This is a genomic window from Chryseobacterium sp. Leaf180, from assembly GCF_001424585.1.
GTDB lineage: Bacteria > Bacteroidota > Bacteroidia > Flavobacteriales > Weeksellaceae > Chryseobacterium.
In genome coordinates this window covers 675,398-698,078 of sequence record NZ_LMPJ01000001.1, presented here as the reverse complement: position 1 = coordinate 698,078, position 22,681 = coordinate 675,398, and the positions used below count along the sequence as shown (strand labels likewise).

Genomic DNA, 22,681 nt, shown 5'->3' with positions numbered 1-22,681 from the left:
CAATGAAAAATTTAGTCATTTTAGTTTCGGGTTCCGGGACAAATTTTCAGAGAATCATCGATACTGTTGCCAGCGGAGAAATTCGCGATGCAAATATTTCTCTGGTGGTTGCCGACAGAGAATGTTTTGGTCTAGAGAGAGCGAAAAATCATCAGATCAAAAACATCATGATTCCACGTGGGAAAGATTTCAGCGAAGAGCTTGCAGAGAACATTCATGACAATACTGATCTCATTATTCTTGCCGGCTTCTTATCTATCCTGAAACCAGAATTCTGCGAAAAATGGCAGGATAAAATCATTAATATTCATCCTGCTTTATTGCCGAAATTTGGCGGAAAAGGAATGTGGGGACATCATGTGCACGAAGCGGTGATTGCCGCCGGCGAAAAAGAAAGCGGCGCAACGGTTCATTATGTGACTTCAGGAATTGACGAAGGCGAAATTATTCTCCAGAAATCTTTTAAAATAACTGAAAATGACACCGCCGAAACAGTTGCGGAGAAAGTACATCAGGTGGAATATGAAATTTTCCCGGAAGCGATCAACAAAGTGCTTCACAAATAAAAAATCTAAGTAAAATAAAGCCGGAAGTGAAAGAACCGGCAACAGTTTGAAACAGCTGTAAAAAGTAAAAATTGAAAGTAAGATGAGTAAAAAGAGAGTGTTGATCAGTGTTTCTGACAAAAGCGGATTGATTGATTTTGCAAAATTTCTGGAAGCAAAAGACTACGAATTAATTTCCACAGGCGGAACGTTTAAGCATTTAAAAGATGCAGGATTAAATCCGATTCAGATTGATGAGGTGACCGACTTCCCGGAAATGCTTGACGGAAGAGTGAAAACCCTTCACCCGAAGGTTCATGGAGGATTACTTGCTGTTCGTGCCAATGAAGAACACATGAAAACGGTTAAGGAACACGGAATTGGTCTGATCGACATGGTGATTGTGAATCTTTACCCTTTCTTTGAGAATGTAAACAAAGATATTCCGCTTCACGAAAAAGTGGAATTTATCGATATTGGCGGACCTTCAATGCTTCGCTCAGCGGCAAAAAATTTCGATTCCGTAACAGTCATCACCGATGTTGAAGATTACGCAAAAGTGCAGTCTGAAATGGAAAATGTTGGTGATACTTCGATAGAAACGCGGAAAAAACTTGCCGGAAAAGTATTCAATCTGACGTCAGCATACGATGCGGCAATTTCGAGAATGCTTTTAGATGAAGAATATCCAACCTATTTAAGTGCTTCTTACAAAAAAGTAGCAGACTTGAGATATGGCGAAAACCCTCATCAAACCGCAGCTTATTACGCTTCGACTTTCGAAAACGGTGCGATGAAAGATTTTGAACAGCTCGGCGGCAAAGAACTTTCTTTCAACAATCTTCGGGATATGGATCTTTGCTGGAAAGTGGTAACAGAATTTAAAGAAGAAATGGCCTGTTGCGCCGTAAAACATTCTACACCTTGCGGTGTAGCCATCGGAACTTCAGCTTTAGAAACGTATCAGAAAACTTTTGAGTGCGATCCGGTTTCTATTTTTGGCGGAATTGTCGCGATGAATTATAAAATTGATGCAGCGACGGCCGAAGAATTGAACAAGACTTTCCTTGAGATTGTAATGGCTCCGGATTTTGACGAGGAAGCACTGGAAATTTTAAGAAAGAAAAAGAATCTAAGAATTATAAAAATCGTCAATCCCGTTTCAGATAAGCAAACCTGGGTGAAAGTAGACGGTGGAATTTTAGTTCAGGATAACGACAGTGTTTTCTCAGACGACATTAAAGTGGTGACTGAAACGCAGCCGACTGAACAGCAGAAAAGGGCTTTATTGTTCTCTCAGAGAGTCGTAAAATATGTAAAATCAAATGCAATTGTGGTTTCAAACGGCATTCAGGCATTTGGTATTGGCGGCGGGCAGGTTAACAGAATCTGGGCAACGCAACAGGCGATCGAGAGAGCTAAAGGAAAATTTGACGGAGATTTAGTTTTGGCTTCTGATGCATTTTTTCCATTCAGAGACGTAGTTGATTTCTGCGCTCAGGAAGGTATTACAGCGATTATTCAGCCTGGCGGAAGCGTAAAAGATCAGGAAAGTATTGATGCAGCCAACGAGCACCATCTTCCGATGATGTTTACGGGCGTGCGTCATTTTTTCCATTAAAATTGTATTAAAAACCGATCCTTGCGATTGCTTCTATGGCAGTCAAAATTATATATTTGTAAAACAGACTAGATAATAAATAAAATATGAGAATATTAATCATTGGTGAAGGTGGTAGAGAATCTGCACTTGCTGCGAAACTTCAGAAAGATGCCAGAATCACAAAGATGTTTTTTGCCAACGGTAATGCATCGACAGAGAAAATCGGGCAGAATGTAAATCTTTCTGAAATCCACGAGCTGAGAGATTTTGCCATCAGAGAAAAAGTAGATCTCACCATTGTAGGCCCGGAAGCACCTTTGGTTGCAGGCCTTAAAGATGAATTTAAAAAACACGACCTTAAAGTGTTTGGTCCTACCAAAAAAGTGGCGAGCCTGGAAGGAAGTAAAGCATTCTCAAAAAAATTCATGCAGAAGTATGACATCAAAACGGCTAAAGCAATGGTTTTTGATTCATACAACGAAGCAAAAGCATACGTTCAGGATCACGAATATCCTTTAGTAATTAAAGCCAGCGGTTTGGCAGGTGGAAAAGGTGTAGTGATTTGTGATACAGTAGAAGAAGCAGAAGCGACGATTCACGATTTTATGATCCGCAGACTGTACGGTGATGCCGGAATCCGTTTGGTGATCGAAGAATATCTTCAAGGCTTTGAGGCGTCGATTATCGCGTTTTCGAACGGAGAAAAACTGTTTCCGTGTATTCCGGTAAAAGATTACAAAAAAGCCGGAAACGGTGATAAAGGTCCGAACACTGGCGGAATGGGTTCTGTGGCACCAAGCCCGGAATTTACTGCTGAGCATTTTGCAGATTTCGAAAAAAACATTCTTGAGCCAACTGTTACAGGTTTGAAGGCGGAAGGTTTTGGCTTTAAAGGAATCATTTTCTTTGGTTTGATGATCACTAAAAACGGAACCTATCTTTTAGAATACAACATGCGTTTCGGAGATCCTGAAACTCAGGTTTTGATGGCTTTAATGGAAAATAATCTTCTCGACGTCATCAATGACTGCATGAGCAATAAAGAGATTAATCTTAAATTCAGAGATGAAAAAGCAGTGTGTCTGGTAATGTGCTCTGGCGGCTACCCGAGAAATATTGAGCTTGGCTTTGAAATCACAGGCGAAGAAAGAGTAAAAGACAGCCAGCTTTTGTATGCCGGTGCCACTAAAAAAGGAGATAAAATTGTCTCAAACGGCGGTCGTGTATTGAATATTGTGGCCACAGGCGCAACCTTCGACGATGCGCGCAAGAAAGTATACGAAGATGCATCGCACGTGCATTTCGATTACAGCTTTTATAGAGAAGACATCGGCAAATTTTAAAATATAGCCCTGCTTTTACGGGGCTTTTTTTATTTGTAGCCTGGAACCTGCTATCCGCTCATACTCCTCGCTCGCCGGCTCCGCTTCGCTCCGCCGCCTCACTGCGGGGTAACCGCTGCTATCAGGGCTAAGGGAAACTAGGTAAAATACCACGATAAAAGTAAAAAGGATTAAGCTTAGATAAAAGGAATTAAACATTTCAAACTTCAAAAAAACAAAATGACCAACGGTATCATTATATTAGATTTCGGATCGCAGTACAACCAACTTATAGGACGCAGAATCCGTGAGATGGGTGTATATTCCGAGATTTTGCCATTCAATACACCTTTAGAAATCATTCTGGAAAAACAGCCAAAAGGAATCATTCTTTCAGGGGGACCAAGTTCTGTAAATGCAGAAAATGCGCATCTGGTTGAAAAAGAATTGTACCAAAAGGGAATTCCCGTCTTGGGAATCTGCTACGGAATGCAGCTTACAGCACATCTTTTAGGAGGTAAAGTACACAAAGGAGTAAAAGGAGAGTACGGAAAAGCACATCTGGAAATTGTAAAAGAATCTTCGTTATTAAAAGGTGTAACCAACGATTCTATTGTTTGGATGAGTCACTTTGACGAGGTGGGAATGTTGCCTCCGGGTTTTGAGTTAAATGCAAAATCAGGTGTAATTGCTTCAATTGCCAACGAAGAAAAGAAAATATACTGCGTACAGTTTCACCCGGAAGTTTCTCATACTGAAGAAGGCGGAAAAATGTTGGAGAATTTTGTTTTTGCCATCTGCGATTCAGAAAAAAACTGGAAACTGACTAATTATATAGACAAAACCGTTCAGGAAATTAAGGAAAAAGTAGGTGATCAGAAAGTGATTCTTGGTCTTTCCGGAGGCGTAGATTCTTCTGTTGCTGCAGTTTTAATTCACAAAGCTATCGGCGATCAGCTTCACTGTATCTTCGTAGATACCGGACTTCTAAGAAAAGATGAAGATGTAAAAGTGATGACCAACTACGGTGAAAGTTTTCATATGAACATCAAGCTTGTTGACGCGAAAGAAAGGTTTCTTTCAAAACTCGCTGGCGTAGATGATCCTGAAACCAAAAGAAAAATCATTGGAAACGAATTTATTCATGTTTTCGACGAAGAATCGCATAAAATTGAAGGCGCTAAATTCCTGGCACAGGGAACCATTTATCCGGATGTGATCGAAAGTCAATCGGTAAACGGCCCTTCAGCGGTAATAAAATCGCACCACAACGTGGGCGGACTTCCGGAAGAAATGGAATTTGAACTGCTTGAGCCTTTGAGAGAATTATTCAAAGACGAAGTAAGAAAAGTAGGTGAAGAGCTTGGTATTCCGCATCATCTGGTACACAGACATCCTTTTCCGGGTCCAGGTTTGGGAATCAGAATTTTGGGTGCAGTGGATGCTGAAAAAGTCAAAATTCTTCAGGAAGCTGATGATATTTTCATTGAAGAATTATATAAAAATGACCTTTATGACAAAGTTTCTCAGGCTTTTGTCGTTTTGCTTCCGGTAAAATCTGTAGGAGTGATGGGTGACGAAAGAACTTACGAATACACCGCAGTTGTTCGTTCTGCCAACACGATTGATTTCATGACCGCAACGTGGAGCCGGCTTCCTTACGAGTTTTTAGATACGGTTTCCAGCAGAATCATCAACGAAGTAAGAGGAATCAACAGGGTCGCGTACGACATTTCAAGCAAACCACCGGCAACCATCGAGTGGGAATAATTTAAGATAAAAAAAGAATCCGTCTCACAATCAAATGAAGGGACGGATTTTTTATTTTAAAGTAACTGTTAAAAGAGGTTCAGATTATAGTTTCACGCTTATAAATGTCGTTTGATCGAAGAGTGAAATCAGTTACTTTTTTAACAATTTTCTTTCGAATTTCTTTCTGTCTTTTTCCAGTCTTTCGTTTTCTTTCTGTTTATTTTCAGCGGCTAACTTTTTATTTTCTTCAGCTTCCTCTTTTTCATGCTTTTCTTTTATACCTCGTACTTTTGTAATTTTTGACTCAAGTCTGGCGATTTCATCTGAATTTTTCCCCAAATTGTTTTCTGCTTCAAGACTTAATTTTTTCTTTTCAAGTCTTGCGATACTTTTATCAAGCATCGAATACAGTAAAGCATTTGGGCCTCCAGAAGATGGACCATTTTTCTCACTGTTTCTCCTTGCAAGTTCACGCTGAAATTTAATATTTTGTTCTGCAATCTGTTGATTATGGAAGTAAGTACTATTAAACTGTGAAAACGCAAAATGAAAAAAGAAGAGTAAAAAGATTGAAAAAAAATTTTTCATGAGAACTTATTTACGATGTGAATAAATTGTGAAACCCAAGTAGCTCATTAAATCAATACAATATATACCTAAGATAAAATTAACTTAAGTATTTATCTATTTAAAACTGATAAGCAATCGCATTGATATTCATTCCCGCGCCGACTGATGCGAAGAGCACAATATCGCCCTTTTCAAAAGCGTGATCACCCATTTCGTTATTCATGATCATATCGTACAAGGTAGGAATAGTCGCGACACTGCTGTTTCCTAATTTATGAATAGACATCGGCATAATGTCTTTCGGCGGAGTAAGATCGTATAAACTGTAGAAACGCTCTACGATTGCTTCATCCATCTTTTCATTTGCCTGATGAATGAGAATTTTGCTAAGCTTTTCGATAGGAACATTAGCTTTTTCAAGACAGATTTTCATCGCCAAAGGCACTTTCGTTAAAGCAAATTCATAGATTTTGCGGCCTTTCATTTTTATATAGCGTGTATCTGACGCAGCATTTGTATCATAAGATGTTCCGAAAAACAAAAATTCAGCTTCTTCGGTTGCATAAGTTGCCGTCTCGTGAGCCAAAATTCCGCCTTCGTCATCTGTTGCTTCCACAATAGTCGCTCCTGCGCCATCAGCATAAATCATCGAATCTCTGTCCGACTGATCGGTAACTCTCGAAAGAGTTTCTGCACCGACAACTAAACACTTCTTGGCAATTCCGGCTTTAATAAAAGCGTTAGCATGAATCATTCCTTCCAGCCAACCCGGACAGCCAAAGAGTAAATCATAACCTACACAACTGGGATTTTTTATCTGAAGTCTGCTCTTCACACGTGTCGCAATCGACGGCACCGTGTCAGACTGAATATTTCCTTTTTTTACATCGCCATAATTGTGCGCAACGATGATATAATCTAAAGTTTCAGGATCAATTCCCGAACTTTTTACTGCTTTTTCTGCAGCAGCAAACGCCAGATCTGAAGTCACGTGGTTTTCATCAGCGTATCGTCTTTCGTCGATGCCGGTGATTTCTTTAAATTTTCTGATGATTGTTTCTGGAGCCTTGATCTCAGATCCGTCTTCATTCAGGAAAATATGATTACTGAAATATTCATTGGTAATCACATTTGTAGGGATGCAGCTGCCAGATCCCACTATTTTTACGTTCATCAGTGTCTGATTCTAATTATTTTAAATTTAAAATCCGGAAAAAGGTTGTTTCCAGTGCTTTAATGTGCTGAGTTTTCAGACAGCAAAAGTATTAATTTACAGCATTCCTACCAAAACTTACCACCTCAAAATCATTATTCGAGCAATAGGGTATGCAGCTTTCATCATTAAAATCATCCGGATTCTGCAAAAAATCCTCTATAAATTTATTACTTTCATCTGTATTTGATGGAACAATCGTTATGTGAAACATTTTTTTTACCGACTCATCGGCTTTACTTTCTGCTTCCTGTTTGTGCAAAACAGCTTCGGCATGTGTCATAATATATTGATTTTTAATGTGTTTAAGCAACTCTTTTATCGTCAATCGACTTTACCCATTCTTCTTTGGAACAGCGTTGGCAACTTTGTTTTCCAGCCGAAAGTTTCTCTGTATGCGCACAGTAGGTGCAGGAATATATTCCGTCACTACTGATTGTTTTTAATTTATCCTTATACAGTTTTGGCTGTACCGGCATTCCGAAACCGACTTTTTCATCTTCATAATAATAGAAACTCATTTTTCCTGTAGTTTCCAAAATCGCAGTTTTTACCTGACCGACGTGATCGATACTTTCTTGGCGCATTTCTGATAGAAACTCATCTTTCGCAAAAGTGTGTTCTTTATTATCCAGCAAAACAAAAAGTCCGTTTTCTATCACATAAAGCGGTTCGCCTTCAATAAAATCTTCAAATTTTTCGCTTCTGCTAGCAATAAAGGTAATGATTCTGTAGAAAATAATGATGGCTATAAACACAATAACTGAAGGTAGAATGGCAAAATCTTTATTAAACATTGGATCGCCTGCTGCAGAACCCAATGCAATGATAATGGCAACTTCAAAAAGAGATAGTTGCCGCACGCCTTTTTTCCCGGAAAGACGTAAAATTAAGAGAATCATGCTGAACATGATGAGCGTTCGTATAACGATTTCGAACGCGAAAGAAAAATCCAGATCACAGATAAACATTTTATTCCAATCCATTTTTTGTTTTTTGCAGATTAAATTTCAATAAATTAAACTAAATCGAGAGGTTGTGACCTTAGTCATATACACTTGATATTCAGATTTAATAATTTTGATGAAATCGAATTGAAATAATACCCAGTATTTTATCGATGTTTTTAACTCAAGTTTTTATTACCCCTTGCGCGAGGGGTAATTTTTTTATTTTATGCGGTCATAGATAAATTTTGTCACCAACGCGCCAAAAACGTAATATCCCACGGTCATCAGCTTCTTCTTATTTGTAGATGCCACAGGTTCATCATCAAGTCCCATATATTTTGGTAATGCGACCGCGCCGATCCCTGCTAAAAGCCCTGAAGCCATATTATTCTGGGTTGCTGTTGTAGCGTAATAAATACCGTTGCTCATAATATCACCTGCAAGTGTTGCAGTATAAATTTTATCTGATGAAATGCTGAACGGCGTCTGATCGGTCACTTTCAACAGAGCTTCTTCACCCAATTCATTGATGTGAGGAACATCATCAAAATTCTTACGGATTACTTCGTGCAGTATGTTTAAGGCGATGGCGCCACCAAATCCTGCGATCATTTTTTTGTACATCTTCTTTTGTTTTAAAGGTTTATAATTATGTTAAATAAAAAGTTTCAAATTTCAGACCACTTGAAGTTTCGTCGTTGCAAATAACACCAATCATATTAATAAAATAATTTGTACCACAAAACTTTCTCTTGGCAGTAATCTTGTTGATTTAATTTAAAATCATAAGAAATGAACAGACTAGGAAAATTAGCACTGGCGCTCGCAGCCGGCGCTGCAGCAGCAACAATTTACAGACGAAGAAAAAAACTTAGTGAAGAACTAGAAAAATTCACCACACCAGACGGTGAAAAATACGGAAAAGACCAGACCTACAGATCATCAGACGGTGAACTGTACAGAAACGGTCACAGACTGCACACCGATCGAGGTCATGTAGCACCGCATGATCATCAGCCAGGAAATAATCATCACGACGATGCAAGATTACATTCTAACCAGAATTTGAATCAAAATCAGAATGTGCAGTATCACCCGAGAGGACATCGTCACAGATAATATTTTTTTGATTTTTTGTGTATTAAATCAATCCAAAAAATCTGCTATGACTCAGGTCATACCATGCAAGAAGCGGTTTGCGTAGTTTTGTTTACACACTAAATATTATATTATGAAAACCATTCTTGCATCTGCCCTTATTTTGGGCCTTTCTCTTGTTAGCTGTAAAAAGGAAGCAAACAACGATTCTACTTCTACGACAGACACGACGATGACAGACACGACGTCTATGACTCAACCGATGGCTGCTCCAATGGATTCTACAGGATCTATGAATTCTGGATCTTCGACTATGTCAGATTCTACAGGTGCTGCAGGCACACAAATGAGAGGAGATTCTGCCAGAACTACGACAAGATAGTTCATTATTCTAAATCAACAGAAGTTTTCGTCTGTACTCTCGGTACTTAGAAACACTTCTGTTGTTTTTCTCCAAATTTTTTTTAAATCTTTTTAATAGCTACAAATACAGCTAAGGTTATTTCCTGTGCTTTATTGTAAAGTTTTAATAGAGATGAATATCTAATCAGGCTTAAATTAAAGTCTGAGCACCAGCTGTGTTCAAACAAGATGACGTTGAATTGAAAATAAACGACTTGCGTATGAAAATGACCATTAATATACAGCATCTCGTACCCAAAAACAAAATGGGATCTTCGAACGATGCAGTGGCAACAAAAACGTATCCAGACGATCAGACAGCTATTAAAGCATTTAATGCGATTGAGAAAATGCTGTTTGACGTTAATTCCTGGACGGTAACGATTCCTTTCGGAAGCGTACGTTTTTATCTTGCCGATCCTCGCGGAAAGCCTACGTACGACGAAGCTGAGATGGGTGACTTTGTTAAAATTAAAATGCCAATGCTCGCCAATAGCTTTGGGAATGGTTTCGACTGGGTTTATGTGACGAAAATTTCAAAATTCAGTGAAGGAGATATTGCCTACACGATGATAGAAATGAAACCACATTCATGCATCGAAAATGCAGCAGGACAAATTGCTCACTTCTATACAAATGATTCGACCAATACATTTATCGTGGCGAGATCCGGAAGCGAAATTCAGGTAAGTGTACACGGTAGAAATGAAATTCCAAATGTGAAAAAACTGAGAATCAGGCACAGGTTGAGGAATTTTTTTATCGGCGGTGGCGGCATTTTCGGCGGCAGCAAACTGCAGTGGCAAAACTTTGTCGACACGCTCATCAAAATCAAATAACACCATAAATTACTAAATATGAAAAACGAAAATTTAAATTCTAATAAGAAATTAGATCAGCTGGAGGAGCACAGAACAGATAACAGCGGCGAATTTCTGACGACCAATCAGGGTTTGAAAGTCAATAATAATCAGGATTCTCTGAAGGCTGACGAACGCGGACCGTCGCTTCTGGAAGATTTTATTCTTCGCGAAAAAATTACCCATTTTGATCACGAGCGTATTCCAGAAAGAATCGTTCATGCAAGAGGTTCGGGCGCTCATGGCGTATTTAAGCTTACAAAAAGTCTTGAAAAATATACCAAAGCAAAATTTTTAACCGAAGTAGGAAAAGAAATTCCTGTTTTTGCAAGATTTTCTACGGTACAGGGAAGCCGCGGAAGTACTGATCTGGCGCGTGATGTGCGTGGTTTTGCCGTAAAATTTTATACCGATGAAGGCAATTACGACCTTGTCGCGAATAATATTCCCGTGTTTTTTATTCAGGATGCAATAAAATTCCCGGATCTCGTTCACGCGGTAAAACCCGAACAGGATAACGAGATTCCGCAGGCAGCCTCAGCTCATGATACTTTTTGGGATTTTATTTCGCTGATGCCAGAAAGTATGCACATGATTATGTGGATAATGAGTGACCGCGCGATCCCAAGAAGTTACCGTATGATGGAAGGTTTTGGCGTGCATTCGTTTAAATTTATAAACAGTGAAGGCGATGTACATTTTGTGAAATTTCATTTTAAACCAAAATTGGGCGTGCATTCGGTTGCCTGGAACGAAGCGCAGAAAATATCGGGTGTTGATCCTGATTTTCATCGTAGAGATCTGTGGGAAGCTATTGAAAACGGAGCGTATCCGGAATGGGAACTGGGCGTACAGCTGATTCCTGAAGAAAATGAGCACGATTTTGATTTTGATCTTCTCGATCCTACTAAGCTGGTTCCTGAAGAATTGGTTCCCGTAGAAATTGTAGGAACACTTATATTAAACAGAAATCCGGATAACTTTTTTGCGGAAACCGAGCAGATTGCTTTTCATCCGGGACACATCGTTCCGGGAATCGATTTCAGCAACGATCCTCTGCTTCAGGGAAGATTATTTTCGTACACCGACACGCAGCTCTCTAGACTTGGCTCACCGAATTTCCACGAAATTCCGATCAACCGTCCGGTGCAGGAAATCCACAACAACAACCGCGACGGTCATATGCGTCAACAGATTGTAAAGGGTAAAGTTGCGTACGAACCGAACTCGATGGGCGGCGGCTGTCCGTATCAGGCGATGATAAAAGATGGTGGTTTCCATACAAATAATGAGCGCATTCACGGTAATAAAATCCGGGCGAGAAGCCAGAGTTTCGTGGATCATTATTCTCAGGCGAAAATGTTTTACAACAGTCAGTCGATTCCTGAAAAACTGCATCTGCAGAACGCTCTTATTTTCGAGTTATCTAAAGTGAAAATACATGCAATCCGTGAGAGAATGGTGGCTCAGCTGAATTTCATTAATAAAGAATTAGCTGCAAACGTTGCTGCGAAAGTCGGTGTTGAAGTAACAGTTTTAGATATGCCCAACCAAAGTATTCCTGCCGATGCAGATCCTAAAACTTTGCAGAGCGCTGAGCGTGAGCCAAAAACGACTTCTTCAGAAGCTTTAAGTATGAAAAATACTGCGAAAGATTCTATTGAAAGCAGAATCATTGGATTTATGATGGCCGATGGAGTCGATGCAGATGGTGTTAATACACTGAAAAACCAGCTTGAAAATCTGGGCGCGGTTGTTCAGATTATCGGTCCAAGCATGTCGGCTGTAAAAGCTTCAGACGGAACGAAATTTATCCCAAAACATTCAATAAGCAGCACAGCAAGCGTATGTTTTGATGCTTTATATATTTGTCCGGGAGCCGAATCAGCTGCCGAGCTGATGAGATCTGAAAATAAAAACTGGGTTATCGGTTTTGTAGAAGAAGCATACAGACATTGCAAAGCGGTTTATTTCGGAGCCGATACAAATGCGATTTTCAGCAAAACAGATATTGCAGGTAAAACTTTTGAAGATCCTGCGATGATTGCCAATGTAGACAGCACCGTAGGAAACGGCAAATTTATCACCGCGATTGCCAATCACAGAGTTTGGGATCTTGAGATCGACCGATACGAAAATAATTAACATCACATCACAAAATATTAAAATTATGAAAGCAGCAGTTTTTCACGCACCAGGTAAGATTACTTACGATACGGTGGATGATCCTATTATTCAGGAGGAAAATGATATTATCTTAAAAGTAACTTCAACGGCAATTTGCGGTAGCGATCTTCATATGTATTCCGGTGGAATTCCTCAGGCGAGACCGATGGTGATGGGCCACGAGTTTATGGGAATTGTGGAAGATGTCGGCAAAAACATCGGTCATCTGAAAGTCGGCGACCGTGTGATTGTTCCTTTTCCGATTGCGTGTGGCGGATGTTATTTCTGTCAGCACGATCTTCCATCAGGCTGTACCAATTCAAATGTTGAAAATTACGGTCCTGAAGGTGGAATTTTAACGGAAAAAGGTGGCGGAATGTTTGGTTACACCGATCTTTACGGCGGTTACAATGGCGGACAGGCAGAGTATGTGCGCGTTCCGTATGCTAATTTTGGTCCGAGAAAGGTGTCAGAATCGCTTTCTGATGAGCAGCTTTTGTTTCTGACAGATATATTTCCGACCGGTTACACGGGCGTTATGTGGGCAGATCTGAAAGGTGGAGAAACTGTGGCAATTTTCGGTGCCGGACCTGTAGGTTCTATGGCGGCGAAAAGCGCAATTCTTCACAATGCTAAAAAGGTAATCGTGATCGATACACAGCAGTACCGTTTAGATCAGATTAAAAATCTTACTGGCTGCGAAACGATTCTCTGGGAAGATGGCGAGCAAACAGTCAATGAAATTCGCGATATGACGGAAGGTCGCGGTGCCGATGTTTGTATTGAAGCTGTAGGATTCGAGCCGGATCGTGATTTGATCGACCGTGCAAAAGCTGTTATCAATTTTGAAAAAGGTTCGATCAAAGTTTTGGATGCCTGTATGAGCGCGGTTCGCCGTGGTGGTTTTGTCTCAATTCTCGGTGTTTATCCGATGAATTATGATAATTTCCGCGTGGGACAGTTGTTTGATAAAGGAATTACGATCAAAGCCGGTCAGTCGCCGGTTCACGCGATTGTCGATAAACTTTTGAATTACGTAGAGACAGGTCAGGTAAAACTCGATGATATTATCACACACAGAATGGCACTGTCAGATGTTGCAAAAGGTTACGAGATTTTCCATAAGAGGGAAGATGGCTGTGTAAAAGTCGTTTTAGACCCCTGGAAATAAAATTTTCATCTTTTCATACATAGTTTTTTGAGAAGAGACCTCGTTTTGAGGTCTCTTTTTTTATTAAATCTAATCTTTCTCCATATTTTTTTTGGGGTAAAGAATGAGTCTGATTGAAGGATTATTGGTTATAAAAAGCCTGAACCAGTCGAGCATCAGCACAATTTTACTTCTGAAATTCACCAGAGGAATTACGTGAATGAAAAGCCACGTAAGCCACGCGATAAAGCCTTTGTACGAAAACTTCGGCAAATCGACGACCGCACGGAATTTCGAAATAATCGCCATACTTCCTTTATTGTTATATTCAAAAGGAGTCAGTTTTTTATTTTCGTTGATTTTAATCAGATTTTCAGCAAGATTTCTTCCCTGCTGAATGGCAACCTGCGCCAATTGCGGATGACCTTGCGGAAAATTTTTATCAGACATCTGAAGACAGATATCACCCACAGCAAAAATATTTTCGTAACCGTTTACTTTATTAAAACCGTCTACCAAAATTCTTTTTCCGCGGCCAAAAGTTTCCTGTCGCAATCCCGGCGTTTCCCGTCCAATCACTCCGGAAGTCCAGATTAATGTTTCCGTTTCAATTTTATTTCCGTCAGACAAAATCACTTTTCCGTCGACATAATCTTTCACCGAAACATTAAGAATAATCTTTACGCCCAGTTTTTTCAATGTATCGTAGGCAGATTCCTGTGCCATTTTGCTCATTGGCGCGAGTAAAGACGGTAAAGCATCGATGAGATACAGATTTGAATTGTCGAGTTTGATTTCCGGATATTCTTTCTGCGCGATATATCTTCCCATTTCTGCGATCATTCCTGCGAGTTCAACGCCAGTCGGTCCGCCACCCGCAATGACAATGTTCTGAAGTCGCTGAGCATTAGTCACATCGGTATTTCTCGCGGCTTCTTCCAGTTTTAAAAGCACATGATTTCTTATAAAAAGTGCTTCCTCGATACTCTTCATCGGTAAAGCGCATTTCCTCACATTATCCATCGAGAAAAAATTGGTTTCTGTTCCGTGCGCGATCACCAGATAATCATATGAAATATTCCCGGTATCGGTTTCAATAATATTTTGCTCCGGAAAAACCTGTTTGAAGTTTCCCATATGAAAATGCACATTCTTAAATTTAGAAATCATTTTCCTAAATGGGTAACTGATGTTGGAAGCCTGTATAAACGATGTTGCCACCTGATACAGCAGCGGCGGAAAAAAATGATAATTATTTTTGTCGACGAGTGTGATGTGAAATCTTTCGTCGTTTTGCAGTTCTTTGATCATTTTGATGCCCGCAAAACCACCACCGACGATTACAATTCTTTTTTGCATAAAGCGGTATTTTAGAGATTGTTTTAAATTTTTCAAACTGAAAAACAGAAAATGACCGGAATTTCGGTTTCCGGCCACTTTTTCAGATTAATCTTTGTATTCACTTATTTTGCTGAATGTCTCGTAAGACTGTCGCAGTTTATACAGCTGATCGTCAATTGTTTTTCTGCATTCTTCATCAAGATCACCCGAGTAAAGTGCAGCTTCATAAGCTTCAACGGCAGTTTTCTCTCCAAAAGAAACATTTTCTAAAGTCGCTTTCTCACGGTTTTTTCCAGGGATGGCATTTCTGATGTCAATCCACGCGCGGTGAATCGCGCCTGCGGTACTTGCAGAATCATCTGGAGTTCCGTTTCTTTCAGTAATAAGATTGATGAGTTCGTTTTTAAAGATTTTAGCTTCCGTGATCATGTGGTCGTATTGCGGTTTCAGTTCAGAATACATTTCCCAAACTTTTCCTTCCACGCGCGCAAAACCTTCTATCCGGTCATTGGTAATGTGTAGAAGATCATTCAGCACACTTACAGGGTTTTCGTTATTCATAATATATTTTTTATGGTGTGACTTAAATTGATCAATTATAATGCCTTTGTAAAAGGTTTTTCAAAGAAATCAAATAAGAAATTTTAATGATTTTTAATTTTGATATTCATAACTATTCATCTCATTTTTTCAGCTGATTTATCGCTTTAATTTAATGAAAAACGGGCTAAAGATTTTATGATTTAAGTTTATTTGTAATCATTCTAAGCCGTGATAAATTCATTTTTTGTAAAATCTTCATTAGCTTTGAGAGAACAACCAAAATCATTAAAAATATGTCTGAAAAACTCCACTTTTCGCGACGGAATTTTCTGAAAAGCAGCGCCATTGTAGCAGTCTTTTCTGCAATTCCGTCATCAGTGAAGGCTTTTTACCATGATGTAAAACATTTTATTATTCCCAAGAAAAAAGTTTTACCCTTGAAAATTTCCATTAACAGAAAGAAATACGATCTCAATGCCGACAGCCGTTCTACTTTGCTCGATGTGCTGCGTGAAGATCTGCAGCTTACCGGAACCAAAAAAGGCTGCGACCACGGCCAGTGCGGTGCTTGTACAGTTCATGTAGACGGCGAACGTGTTTTGAGTTGTCTTACACTTGCAGCCACACTTCCAGGAAAAGAAGTGACGACGATTGAAGGTTTGTCTGAAGGTAAAAATCTGCATCCGATGCAGGAAGCGTTTATCGAATGCGACGGTTTCCAGTGCGGTTATTGTACACCGGGCCAGATTATGTCGGCTGTTGCCTGCGTGAAAGAAGGTCATACCAAATCAGTCGAAGAAATTAAAGAATTCATGAGTGGCAATCTTTGCCGTTGCGGCGCCTACAACGGCATCGTAGAATCTATTCAAAAAGTTGCAGCACGATGAAACCATTTACATTTGAAAAACCGAAAAATCTTGCCCAGACGCAGGATTTAAAAATAAAAACGAAGAGTTTTCTTGCTGGCGGAACCAATCTCGTGGACTTGCAGAAAAAAAACATTGTTAATCCTGATGGTCTGATCGACGTTTCAGAAGCTTTGTCAAATAATATTAAAACCACGAAAAACCGATTGGTTATTGGTGCCATGGTGAAAAATACCGAGCTTACTTTAAATAATGATTTGCTTAAACATTCCCCTCTGATCTCAAAAGCGGTATTGGCAGGCGCTTCACCGCAGATCAGAAATATGGCAAGCACCGCGGGAAATCTTCTGCAGAGAACGCGTTGTCCGTATTTTTATGATACTTCGGCACCTTGTAATAAAAGAAATCCGAATTCTGGATGTAGCGCTTTGAAAGGTGATACGCACAATATGGCCGTTGCGGGATATTCTCAGCAGTGCGTGGCAACACATCCTTCAGATCTGTGTGTGGCACTCGCTACACTGGATGCTGAGGTGACTGTTGCCGACGGAAAAAAGGAATCTATTATTGCTTTTAAAGATTTTCACAGGTTGCCTGGCGAAACACCTTGGCTTGATAATAATCTGCCGGAAAATGCAGTCATTACTCAGATCGAAATTCCTGAAAACGGTTTTAATAAAAATTTTGCATATTTAAAAATCAGAGAGAGAAGCTCTTATGCTTTTGCTCTGATTTCTGTAGCCGCAGCTTTACAGATTGAAAACGGCAAAATCAAAGAAGCGCGACTTGCATCTGGCGGCGTGGCGCATAAACCTTGGCGCTGGCTTGAGGCTGAAAAATTTCTTCAGGGGAAATCTGCGACACCAGAAGTTTTTGCACAGGCAGCAACTTTAGCGACTTCAGGTCTGAAACCGCTTCCGGATAATGCGTATAAAGTTCCATTGCTGAAAGGCGCGATAGAATCAGCTTTAAAGCAGGCTTTACAACCGGAAAGCGCTATAATTTAACATCAAAAAAATACACATATGAAATTTTTTGACGAAGAAAATTCTTCTGCTCCAATGCCCGAAGGCAGAGTGGAAGCGATTGCCAAAGTGACCGGGAAGGGAAAATATTCTGCAGAATATTCTGTAGAAAACCTTTGCCATGGTGTTTTGGTGACAAGTGAAATTCCAGCCGGAAAAATCACCGGTTTTGATTTTACGGATGCAAAAGCCGCCGACGGCGTCATCGATATTATTACCCATGAAAACCGACCTGAAGTTCCGGGATTATCTACTGAAGCAAAAATCAAAGAATCAAAATTTGGATTGCCGGTTTTTCATACCGATAAGGTTTATTTCAAAGGTCAGCCGGTTGCGCTGGTCGTTGCAGGAACTTTGGAAGAGGCCGTTTATGCAGCTTCGCTGGTTAAAGTTAAATATGAAAAAAACACTGCTGATCTCGATTTTGAAACTTTAAGAAAGAAGACAGCATTAAAACCTGAAGGTAAAGAACGCGGAAGTTCTTCGTCTTGGGAAAATCTGCCTTTTACAGTTGATCAGGAATATAAAATCGCTCCGGAGGTTCACAATCCGATGGAGATGCACGCCACGATCGCGCATTGGCCTTCAGAAAATAAACTGAAGCTTTTTGATAAAAATCAGGGCGTGAATATGGTTCAGAAAACGCTTTCTGGTTTATATAATATTCCGAAAGAAAACATTGAAGTCATTAGCGAATATGTTGGTGGTGGATTTGGAAGCGGTTTACGGGTTTGGCCACATACTTTGGCGGCCGCGATAGCTGCTAAAAAACTAAACCGACCGGTAAAACTTGTTTTGACGAGACCGCAGATGTTTTTCTCAACGGGTTACCGCCCGGAATCCTGGCAGCGTGTGAAACTGTCTGCAAGCGCCGACGGAAAAATCATGGGAATTTTGCATCAGGCAATGAACAGCGGTGCAAAATATGATCCTTTCAGCGACGGAATCACGCGTGTGACGCGACTTATTTACGAGTTTCCAAATCTTAAAACTGAAAATGCTGTTGTTCCTTTGCATTTGAGTGCACCTACGTATATGCGCGGTCCGGGCGATTGTTCAGGCGATTTTGCAATCGAATCTGCTTTAGATGAGCTCAGTTATCAGCTGAAGATGGATCCTCTGGAACTTCGTTATAAAAATCTTTCGCTGGTCAATCATCCGGATTCTAAACTGCCTTGGTCAACGAATTATTTAAAGGAAGCTGCACAACGTGGCGCTGAAATGATCAAATGGAACAACCGAAAACAAACTCCCGGAAGTATATCTGAAGGTGAGTGGAAAATCGGCTACGGAATGTCGCTTGGTATGTGGAATGCCGGCCGAAGTAAAGCCAGCGCAGGAATTATCATGAGTAAAGACGGAAGTGTGATTTTACAGACTGCCATGACAGATATTGGAACGGGAACAGGTACAGGAATGCGGAATATTCTGCATGAAGCCACGGGAATTCCGAAAGATAAAATTAAAATTGAACTTGGAAATTCTAATCTACCGCAGGCAGGAAGTCAGGGTGGAAGTACCGGAATGTCTTCTGTGAGCGGCGCCGTCGTTGCTGTTGCAGATGCTTTAAGAGAGAAACTTTTGGCTTACGCAGCGACAGCAAATCCGGAATTTAAAAATGTTTCTAAAGAGAATATTATTCTAAATGATAAAGGAATTTCTGTGAAAAATCAGAATGCTTCGATAAGCTACAAAGATATTTTTGAGAAAAATAATCTGACAACATTTGAGGTTGAAGCAAGTTCCGCTCCGGGCGATGAACGTAGCAAATACGCGTTTTGTTCTTCTGCGGCACATTTCTGCAGAGTGAAAGTTCATTCGAAAACCGGAAAGGTAAAAATTGATAAAATGGTAGTTGTTGTAGATGGCGGAACGATTATCAGTGAAAAACCTGCTGCTAATCAGATTTCTGGTGCGGCAATTGGCGGAATCGGAATGGCTTTAATGGAGAAAAAAATGATCGATGAGAATCTCGGAGTAATAGGAAACGATTTGGCGAGTTATCATTTCGCTGTAAATGCAGATGCGCCGATTGTTGAAGTTGCGTTTATCAATAAACCGGATCCAAACATCAATCCGAGCGGTGCGAAAGGTTTAGGCGAAGTCGGAATCATTGGTACCGCAGCGGCGATTGCCAATGCAATTTACAATGCCACCGGAAAACGTTTTCGGGATCTGCCAATCACACCAGATAAAATAATTATGTAAAATAAAAATCCCCGCCGAAAAGCGAGGATTTTTTTATTTTGTGGATTTTAAAGCCCAGTAAATAAGAACCGGCTGCATGAATAATCTCGCAAAACGGCGTTTGTCTGTGGTAAGATTAAAAGCATCTACACGGTTGGTGTATTGCGCAATGTTTCCCGGGAAAATAGCGGTAAAAAATCCTGCAAGGATTTTTCCCATCAATGGCCGGTGTTTTTTTGGAGCTAATAAAGTTGCCGATCCCAAAGCAATTTCTGCTATTCCTGAATATACTACAGTATCATCTTTATCGAGCGGAACAAAATCCGGAACTTGTGCTTTAAATTCTTTTCTGGCAAATGTAAGATGCGATATCCCTGCGGTAATAAGCATCGCGCCCAATGCGACACGTGCGATTGTTTTTGTTTCCATAATCAATTTTTCTGTGACTCTGCAAGGACAAATGCTGTACCATTTCACTGTGTTTTATTTTCAATTATAAATGAATTATGTTAAGTTTGGTCTGATATTCGCTTATGTTTGTGATAGATCTATAAAGATTTCATTGAGACTTAAACAATTTGCTATCAGTAAATTAAAAGTGGAATTTTAACCTACAACAACACCAAAAATCACCAGATATGGAACGAATCAGAATAAAACCAACAGCAGCAGGAATAGAAGGAGGAAATGGGGCGCAGTCTACAATGATATCTGAACTCAAATCATTTTTGCAGAAAGCCGACAATAAAAGTTTCGATCAGATAAAAATGCGTCAGGATGCCGTGAACGGAAAAATTGTTGTTGACTGTGTCACAGGAATTAAATACCCGGAATTTGACGAATTTATTGCAAAAGTGAAGAGCAGTAAGTTTGGAAACTTATTACTTTTTTAAAAAAAATTCGTTCAGAATTTTTATTATGTTAAATAACTGTTAAACTTATAATTCTCGTTTTTTCGGGCATACAGATTGCAAGTTTGTAGGTACACTAATCAAAAATAAGTATTATGGAAAACAGTAAGACAGTATCAGTATTAAATGATCTACTGAACATTACCAATGACAGAATTGAAGGGTTCAACAAAGTTGAAGACAAAGTATGGGAAAATCATTCTAATCTGAAATCTGATTACGATCAAATGGTAACTGAATCTCAGAAAATGAAGTCAGAATTGATTGATTTGATTACATCAAAAGGTGGAAGCCCAGATGATACGACGAGCACTGCAGGTGCTTTACACAGAACTTGGATCGATGTGAAAAATTCTTTCTCTGGTAACAAAGAAGAGTCGACTTTAGAAAACGTAGTTTTCGGTGAAAATGCAGCAATCGACGCTTACGAAAATGCTTTGGAAAGCGGAGATTTATGCCCGGAAAGTACATTAGTAGTACAGAACCAGTTGCATCATTTAAAATCTGCAGCTTCAAAATTCGAGCACTTAGAAAATATCAAGTAACATTATTTTTATTCTTGATTTCAAAACATGTTTTGCATATGCAAAACATGTTTTTTTGTGATGAAAATGGGTCATTTATAAACGGAAATCTTTAAATTTAAACAAAATTACAAGTAAATGCAGATAGATACACGTACGCTCAGCGTAGCAGATTATGATGAATTGGCAGACACAATGCGCCGCGCTTACCCACAAATGTCGGAATACATCTGGTCGCGAAAAAGCATCGATAAACTGACGAGGATTTTCCCGAAAGGACAGATTTGCATTACCGTAGACGGAAAATTAGCGGCTGTTGCTTTATCAATTATTGTCGATTATGATGATTTTGGCGATGAACATACCTACAGCGATATCACCGGAAATTATACTTTTAATACGCATTTATCGACAGGAAATGTTTTGTATGGAATTGAAATTTTCGTAGACCCGGAATATCGCGAACTGCGATTGGGACGCAGATTATATGATGCCAGAAAAGAGCTTTGCGAACTGTTAAATTTAAAATCGATTATTCTTGGAGGAAGAATTCCGAGTTATCATAAATACAGTCATGAACTTTCTGCGAGAGATTATATCAGAAAAGTGCGTGATAAAGAAATTTACGATCCTGTGCTTTCTTTCCAGCTTTCTAATAATTTTTTACCGATTAAAATTTTAAAAAAATATCTTCCAGAAGACGAATCTTCGCGGGAGAATGCAGTGCTGTTGCAGTGGAATAATATATACTACAGCAAAAAACCAAATACCATGCAGGACAGTATTATCAGACTTGGTTTGGTACAGTGGCAGATGCGCCATTTTAAAGATTTGAATGCTTTCTATGAGCAGGTTGAGTTTTTTGTAAATGTTATGGGCGATTACAAATCAGATTTTGTACTGTTTCCGGAACTGTTCAATACACCGCTTTTGGCACCATTCAACAAGCTTTCTGAGCGTGACAGCATGATCGAACTTGCAAAACTTACTGAAGAAATAAAACTTAAAATATCTGAGCTTGCAATTTCGTATAATGTAAATATTATATCAGGAAGTATGCCTTATTTTGAGAACAATGATCTTTACAACATCAGCTATTTACTGCACCGCGACGGTAGAATCGATGAATACCGCAAAGTTCATATTACACCGAATGAACGAAAATATTATGGAATGAAAGGTGGCAACGAAATCCGTGTTTTTGATACCGATTGTGGAAAAATTGGTCTGGTTATCTGCTACGATGTTGAGTTTCCTGAATTACCAAGAATTTTGAAAGACCAGGGAATGAAAATTCTTTTTGTTCCATATCTCACAGACACTCAAAACGCTTACATCAGAGTTCGTCACTGTGCTGCTGCACGAGCGATTGAAAATGAATGTTATGTAGCCATTGCAGGTTGCGTCGGCAATCTTCCTGGAGTAAACAATATGGATATTCAGTTTGGTCAGGCAGCCGTTTTTACGCCTTCAGATTTTGCTTTTCCTTCTAATGCTGTGAAAGGAGAAGCCACGCCAAATACCGAAATGACGCTGATTGTAGACGTAGATCTGAATTTACTTAAAGATTTGCATTTTCATGGTTCGGTACAAATACTGAATGACCGCCGTAAAGATTTATATGAAACGTACCTCAAATAAATTTCAGTAAAA

Annotated in this window: 23 protein-coding genes; 15 read left to right on the top strand and 8 right to left on the bottom strand. The window is 39.6% G+C overall.

The window, feature by feature from the left end; genetic code table 11:
* Window positions 1-2: 2 nt before the first annotated feature.
* The 4 genes from purN to guaA all read left to right on the top strand — a co-directional run bounded on the left by purN (window position 3) and on the right by guaA (window position 5,240).
* The gene (gene purN / locus ASG01_RS03200; RefSeq protein ID WP_055859791.1) at window positions 3-566 is read left to right on the top strand and encodes a phosphoribosylglycinamide formyltransferase; all 564 of its coding nucleotides are present in this window, start codon (window positions 3-5) and stop codon (window positions 564-566) included.
* Between the two features lie 82 nt (window positions 567-648).
* Entirely contained in the window at window positions 649-2,166 is a 1,518-nt protein-coding gene (purH, locus tag ASG01_RS03195) for a bifunctional phosphoribosylaminoimidazolecarboxamide formyltransferase/IMP cyclohydrolase (RefSeq protein WP_055859788.1), read from the top strand.
* Window positions 2,167-2,252: 86 nt separating this feature from the next.
* The gene (gene purD / locus ASG01_RS03190) at window positions 2,253-3,491 is read left to right on the top strand and encodes a phosphoribosylamine--glycine ligase (protein ID WP_055859786.1); all 1,239 of its coding nucleotides are present in this window, start codon (window positions 2,253-2,255) and stop codon (window positions 3,489-3,491) included.
* 219 nt (window positions 3,492-3,710) lie between these two features.
* A complete protein-coding gene (gene guaA / locus ASG01_RS03185; protein WP_055859783.1) occupies window positions 3,711-5,240 on the top strand; it encodes a glutamine-hydrolyzing GMP synthase in 1,530 nt (509 codons plus the stop codon).
* A gap of 132 nt (window positions 5,241-5,372) precedes the next feature.
* Here guaA and ASG01_RS03180 read toward each other — a convergent pair whose 3' ends face one another.
* The 5 genes from ASG01_RS03180 to ASG01_RS03160 form a co-directional block, all read right to left on the bottom strand.
* A complete protein-coding gene (locus tag ASG01_RS03180; protein ID WP_055859778.1) occupies window positions 5,373-5,810 on the bottom strand; it encodes a hypothetical protein in 438 nt (145 codons plus the stop codon).
* 100 nt (window positions 5,811-5,910) lie between these two features.
* Window positions 5,911-6,966: a 3-oxoacyl-ACP synthase III family protein gene (locus ASG01_RS03175; protein WP_055859775.1), complete on the bottom strand. Its 1,056-nt coding sequence runs from the start codon at window positions 6,964-6,966 to the stop codon at window positions 5,911-5,913.
* A 91-nt stretch (window positions 6,967-7,057) separates the two neighbouring features.
* On the bottom strand, window positions 7,058-7,288 hold the full coding sequence (locus ASG01_RS03170) for a hypothetical protein (protein WP_055859772.1): 231 nt from the start codon (window positions 7,286-7,288) through the stop codon (window positions 7,058-7,060).
* Between the two features lie 22 nt (window positions 7,289-7,310).
* On the bottom strand, window positions 7,311-7,991 hold the full coding sequence (locus tag ASG01_RS03165; RefSeq protein ID WP_055859768.1) for a DUF421 domain-containing protein: 681 nt from the start codon (window positions 7,989-7,991) through the stop codon (window positions 7,311-7,313).
* A gap of 183 nt (window positions 7,992-8,174) precedes the next feature.
* Entirely contained in the window at window positions 8,175-8,579 is a 405-nt protein-coding gene (locus ASG01_RS03160) for a hypothetical protein (RefSeq protein ID WP_055859765.1), read from the bottom strand.
* 168 nt (window positions 8,580-8,747) lie between these two features.
* Between ASG01_RS03160 and ASG01_RS03155 the strand changes: the two genes are divergently transcribed.
* The 5 genes from ASG01_RS03155 to ASG01_RS03135 all read left to right on the top strand — a co-directional run bounded on the left by ASG01_RS03155 (window position 8,748) and on the right by ASG01_RS03135 (window position 13,652).
* Window positions 8,748-9,074 (top strand): hypothetical protein, encoded by a 327-nt coding sequence (locus tag ASG01_RS03155; RefSeq protein ID WP_055859762.1) that lies wholly within the window; start codon window positions 8,748-8,750, stop codon window positions 9,072-9,074.
* Between the two features lie 112 nt (window positions 9,075-9,186).
* A complete protein-coding gene (locus ASG01_RS03150; RefSeq protein ID WP_055859759.1) occupies window positions 9,187-9,435 on the top strand; it encodes a hypothetical protein in 249 nt (82 codons plus the stop codon).
* A 241-nt stretch (window positions 9,436-9,676) separates the two neighbouring features.
* Window positions 9,677-10,294 (top strand): hypothetical protein, encoded by a 618-nt coding sequence (locus tag ASG01_RS03145; protein WP_055859757.1) that lies wholly within the window; start codon window positions 9,677-9,679, stop codon window positions 10,292-10,294.
* Between the two features lie 18 nt (window positions 10,295-10,312).
* Window positions 10,313-12,460: a catalase gene (locus ASG01_RS03140; RefSeq protein WP_055859753.1), complete on the top strand. Its 2,148-nt coding sequence runs from the start codon at window positions 10,313-10,315 to the stop codon at window positions 12,458-12,460.
* Between the two features lie 25 nt (window positions 12,461-12,485).
* Complete coding sequence (locus ASG01_RS03135; RefSeq protein WP_055862126.1) at window positions 12,486-13,652, top strand: zinc-dependent alcohol dehydrogenase; 1,167 nt, start codon at window positions 12,486-12,488, stop codon at window positions 13,650-13,652.
* Window positions 13,653-13,721: 69 nt separating this feature from the next.
* Here ASG01_RS03135 and ASG01_RS03130 read toward each other — a convergent pair whose 3' ends face one another.
* Together ASG01_RS03130 and ASG01_RS03125 are read right to left on the bottom strand one after the other, a co-directional pair.
* Window positions 13,722-14,990, bottom strand: a complete 1,269-nt coding sequence (locus tag ASG01_RS03130) for an NAD(P)/FAD-dependent oxidoreductase (RefSeq protein WP_055862123.1) — start codon at window positions 14,988-14,990, stop codon at window positions 13,722-13,724.
* Between the two features lie 87 nt (window positions 14,991-15,077).
* Entirely contained in the window at window positions 15,078-15,533 is a 456-nt protein-coding gene (locus ASG01_RS03125) for a PA2169 family four-helix-bundle protein (protein WP_055859749.1), read from the bottom strand.
* 275 nt (window positions 15,534-15,808) lie between these two features.
* On the opposite strand from ASG01_RS03125, the gene ASG01_RS03120 reads away from it, so the two are divergent.
* From ASG01_RS03120 to ASG01_RS03110, 3 genes are read left to right on the top strand one after another with little or no spacing between them, the layout of a single operon-like run.
* Entirely contained in the window at window positions 15,809-16,402 is a 594-nt protein-coding gene (locus tag ASG01_RS03120; protein ID WP_055859746.1) for a (2Fe-2S)-binding protein, read from the top strand.
* A complete protein-coding gene (locus ASG01_RS03115) occupies window positions 16,399-17,388 on the top strand; it encodes an FAD binding domain-containing protein (protein ID WP_055859743.1) in 990 nt (329 codons plus the stop codon). Before ASG01_RS03120 ends, ASG01_RS03115 begins: the two co-directional genes overlap by 4 nt.
* Window positions 17,389-17,406: 18 nt before the next feature.
* Complete coding sequence (locus ASG01_RS03110) at window positions 17,407-19,614, top strand: xanthine dehydrogenase family protein molybdopterin-binding subunit (protein ID WP_055859740.1); 2,208 nt, start codon at window positions 17,407-17,409, stop codon at window positions 19,612-19,614.
* A gap of 33 nt (window positions 19,615-19,647) precedes the next feature.
* Here ASG01_RS03110 and ASG01_RS03105 read toward each other — a convergent pair whose 3' ends face one another.
* Window positions 19,648-20,022, bottom strand: a complete 375-nt coding sequence (locus tag ASG01_RS03105) for a hypothetical protein (RefSeq protein ID WP_055859737.1) — start codon at window positions 20,020-20,022, stop codon at window positions 19,648-19,650.
* 209 nt (window positions 20,023-20,231) lie between these two features.
* On the opposite strand from ASG01_RS03105, the gene ASG01_RS03100 reads away from it, so the two are divergent.
* From ASG01_RS03100 to ASG01_RS03090, 3 genes are all read left to right on the top strand, one after another.
* Window positions 20,232-20,486 carry a hypothetical protein gene (locus ASG01_RS03100; RefSeq protein ID WP_055859734.1) on the top strand — a complete coding sequence of 85 codons (255 nt, stop codon included), beginning with the start codon at window positions 20,232-20,234 and terminating at the stop codon, window positions 20,484-20,486.
* 113 nt (window positions 20,487-20,599) lie between these two features.
* Window positions 20,600-21,049, top strand: a complete 450-nt coding sequence (locus tag ASG01_RS03095) for a ferritin-like domain-containing protein (RefSeq protein ID WP_055859731.1) — start codon at window positions 20,600-20,602, stop codon at window positions 21,047-21,049.
* Between the two features lie 117 nt (window positions 21,050-21,166).
* Window positions 21,167-22,669, top strand: a complete 1,503-nt coding sequence (locus ASG01_RS03090) for a carbon-nitrogen hydrolase family protein (RefSeq protein WP_055859728.1) — start codon at window positions 21,167-21,169, stop codon at window positions 22,667-22,669.
* Window positions 22,670-22,681: the final 12 nt, after the last annotated feature.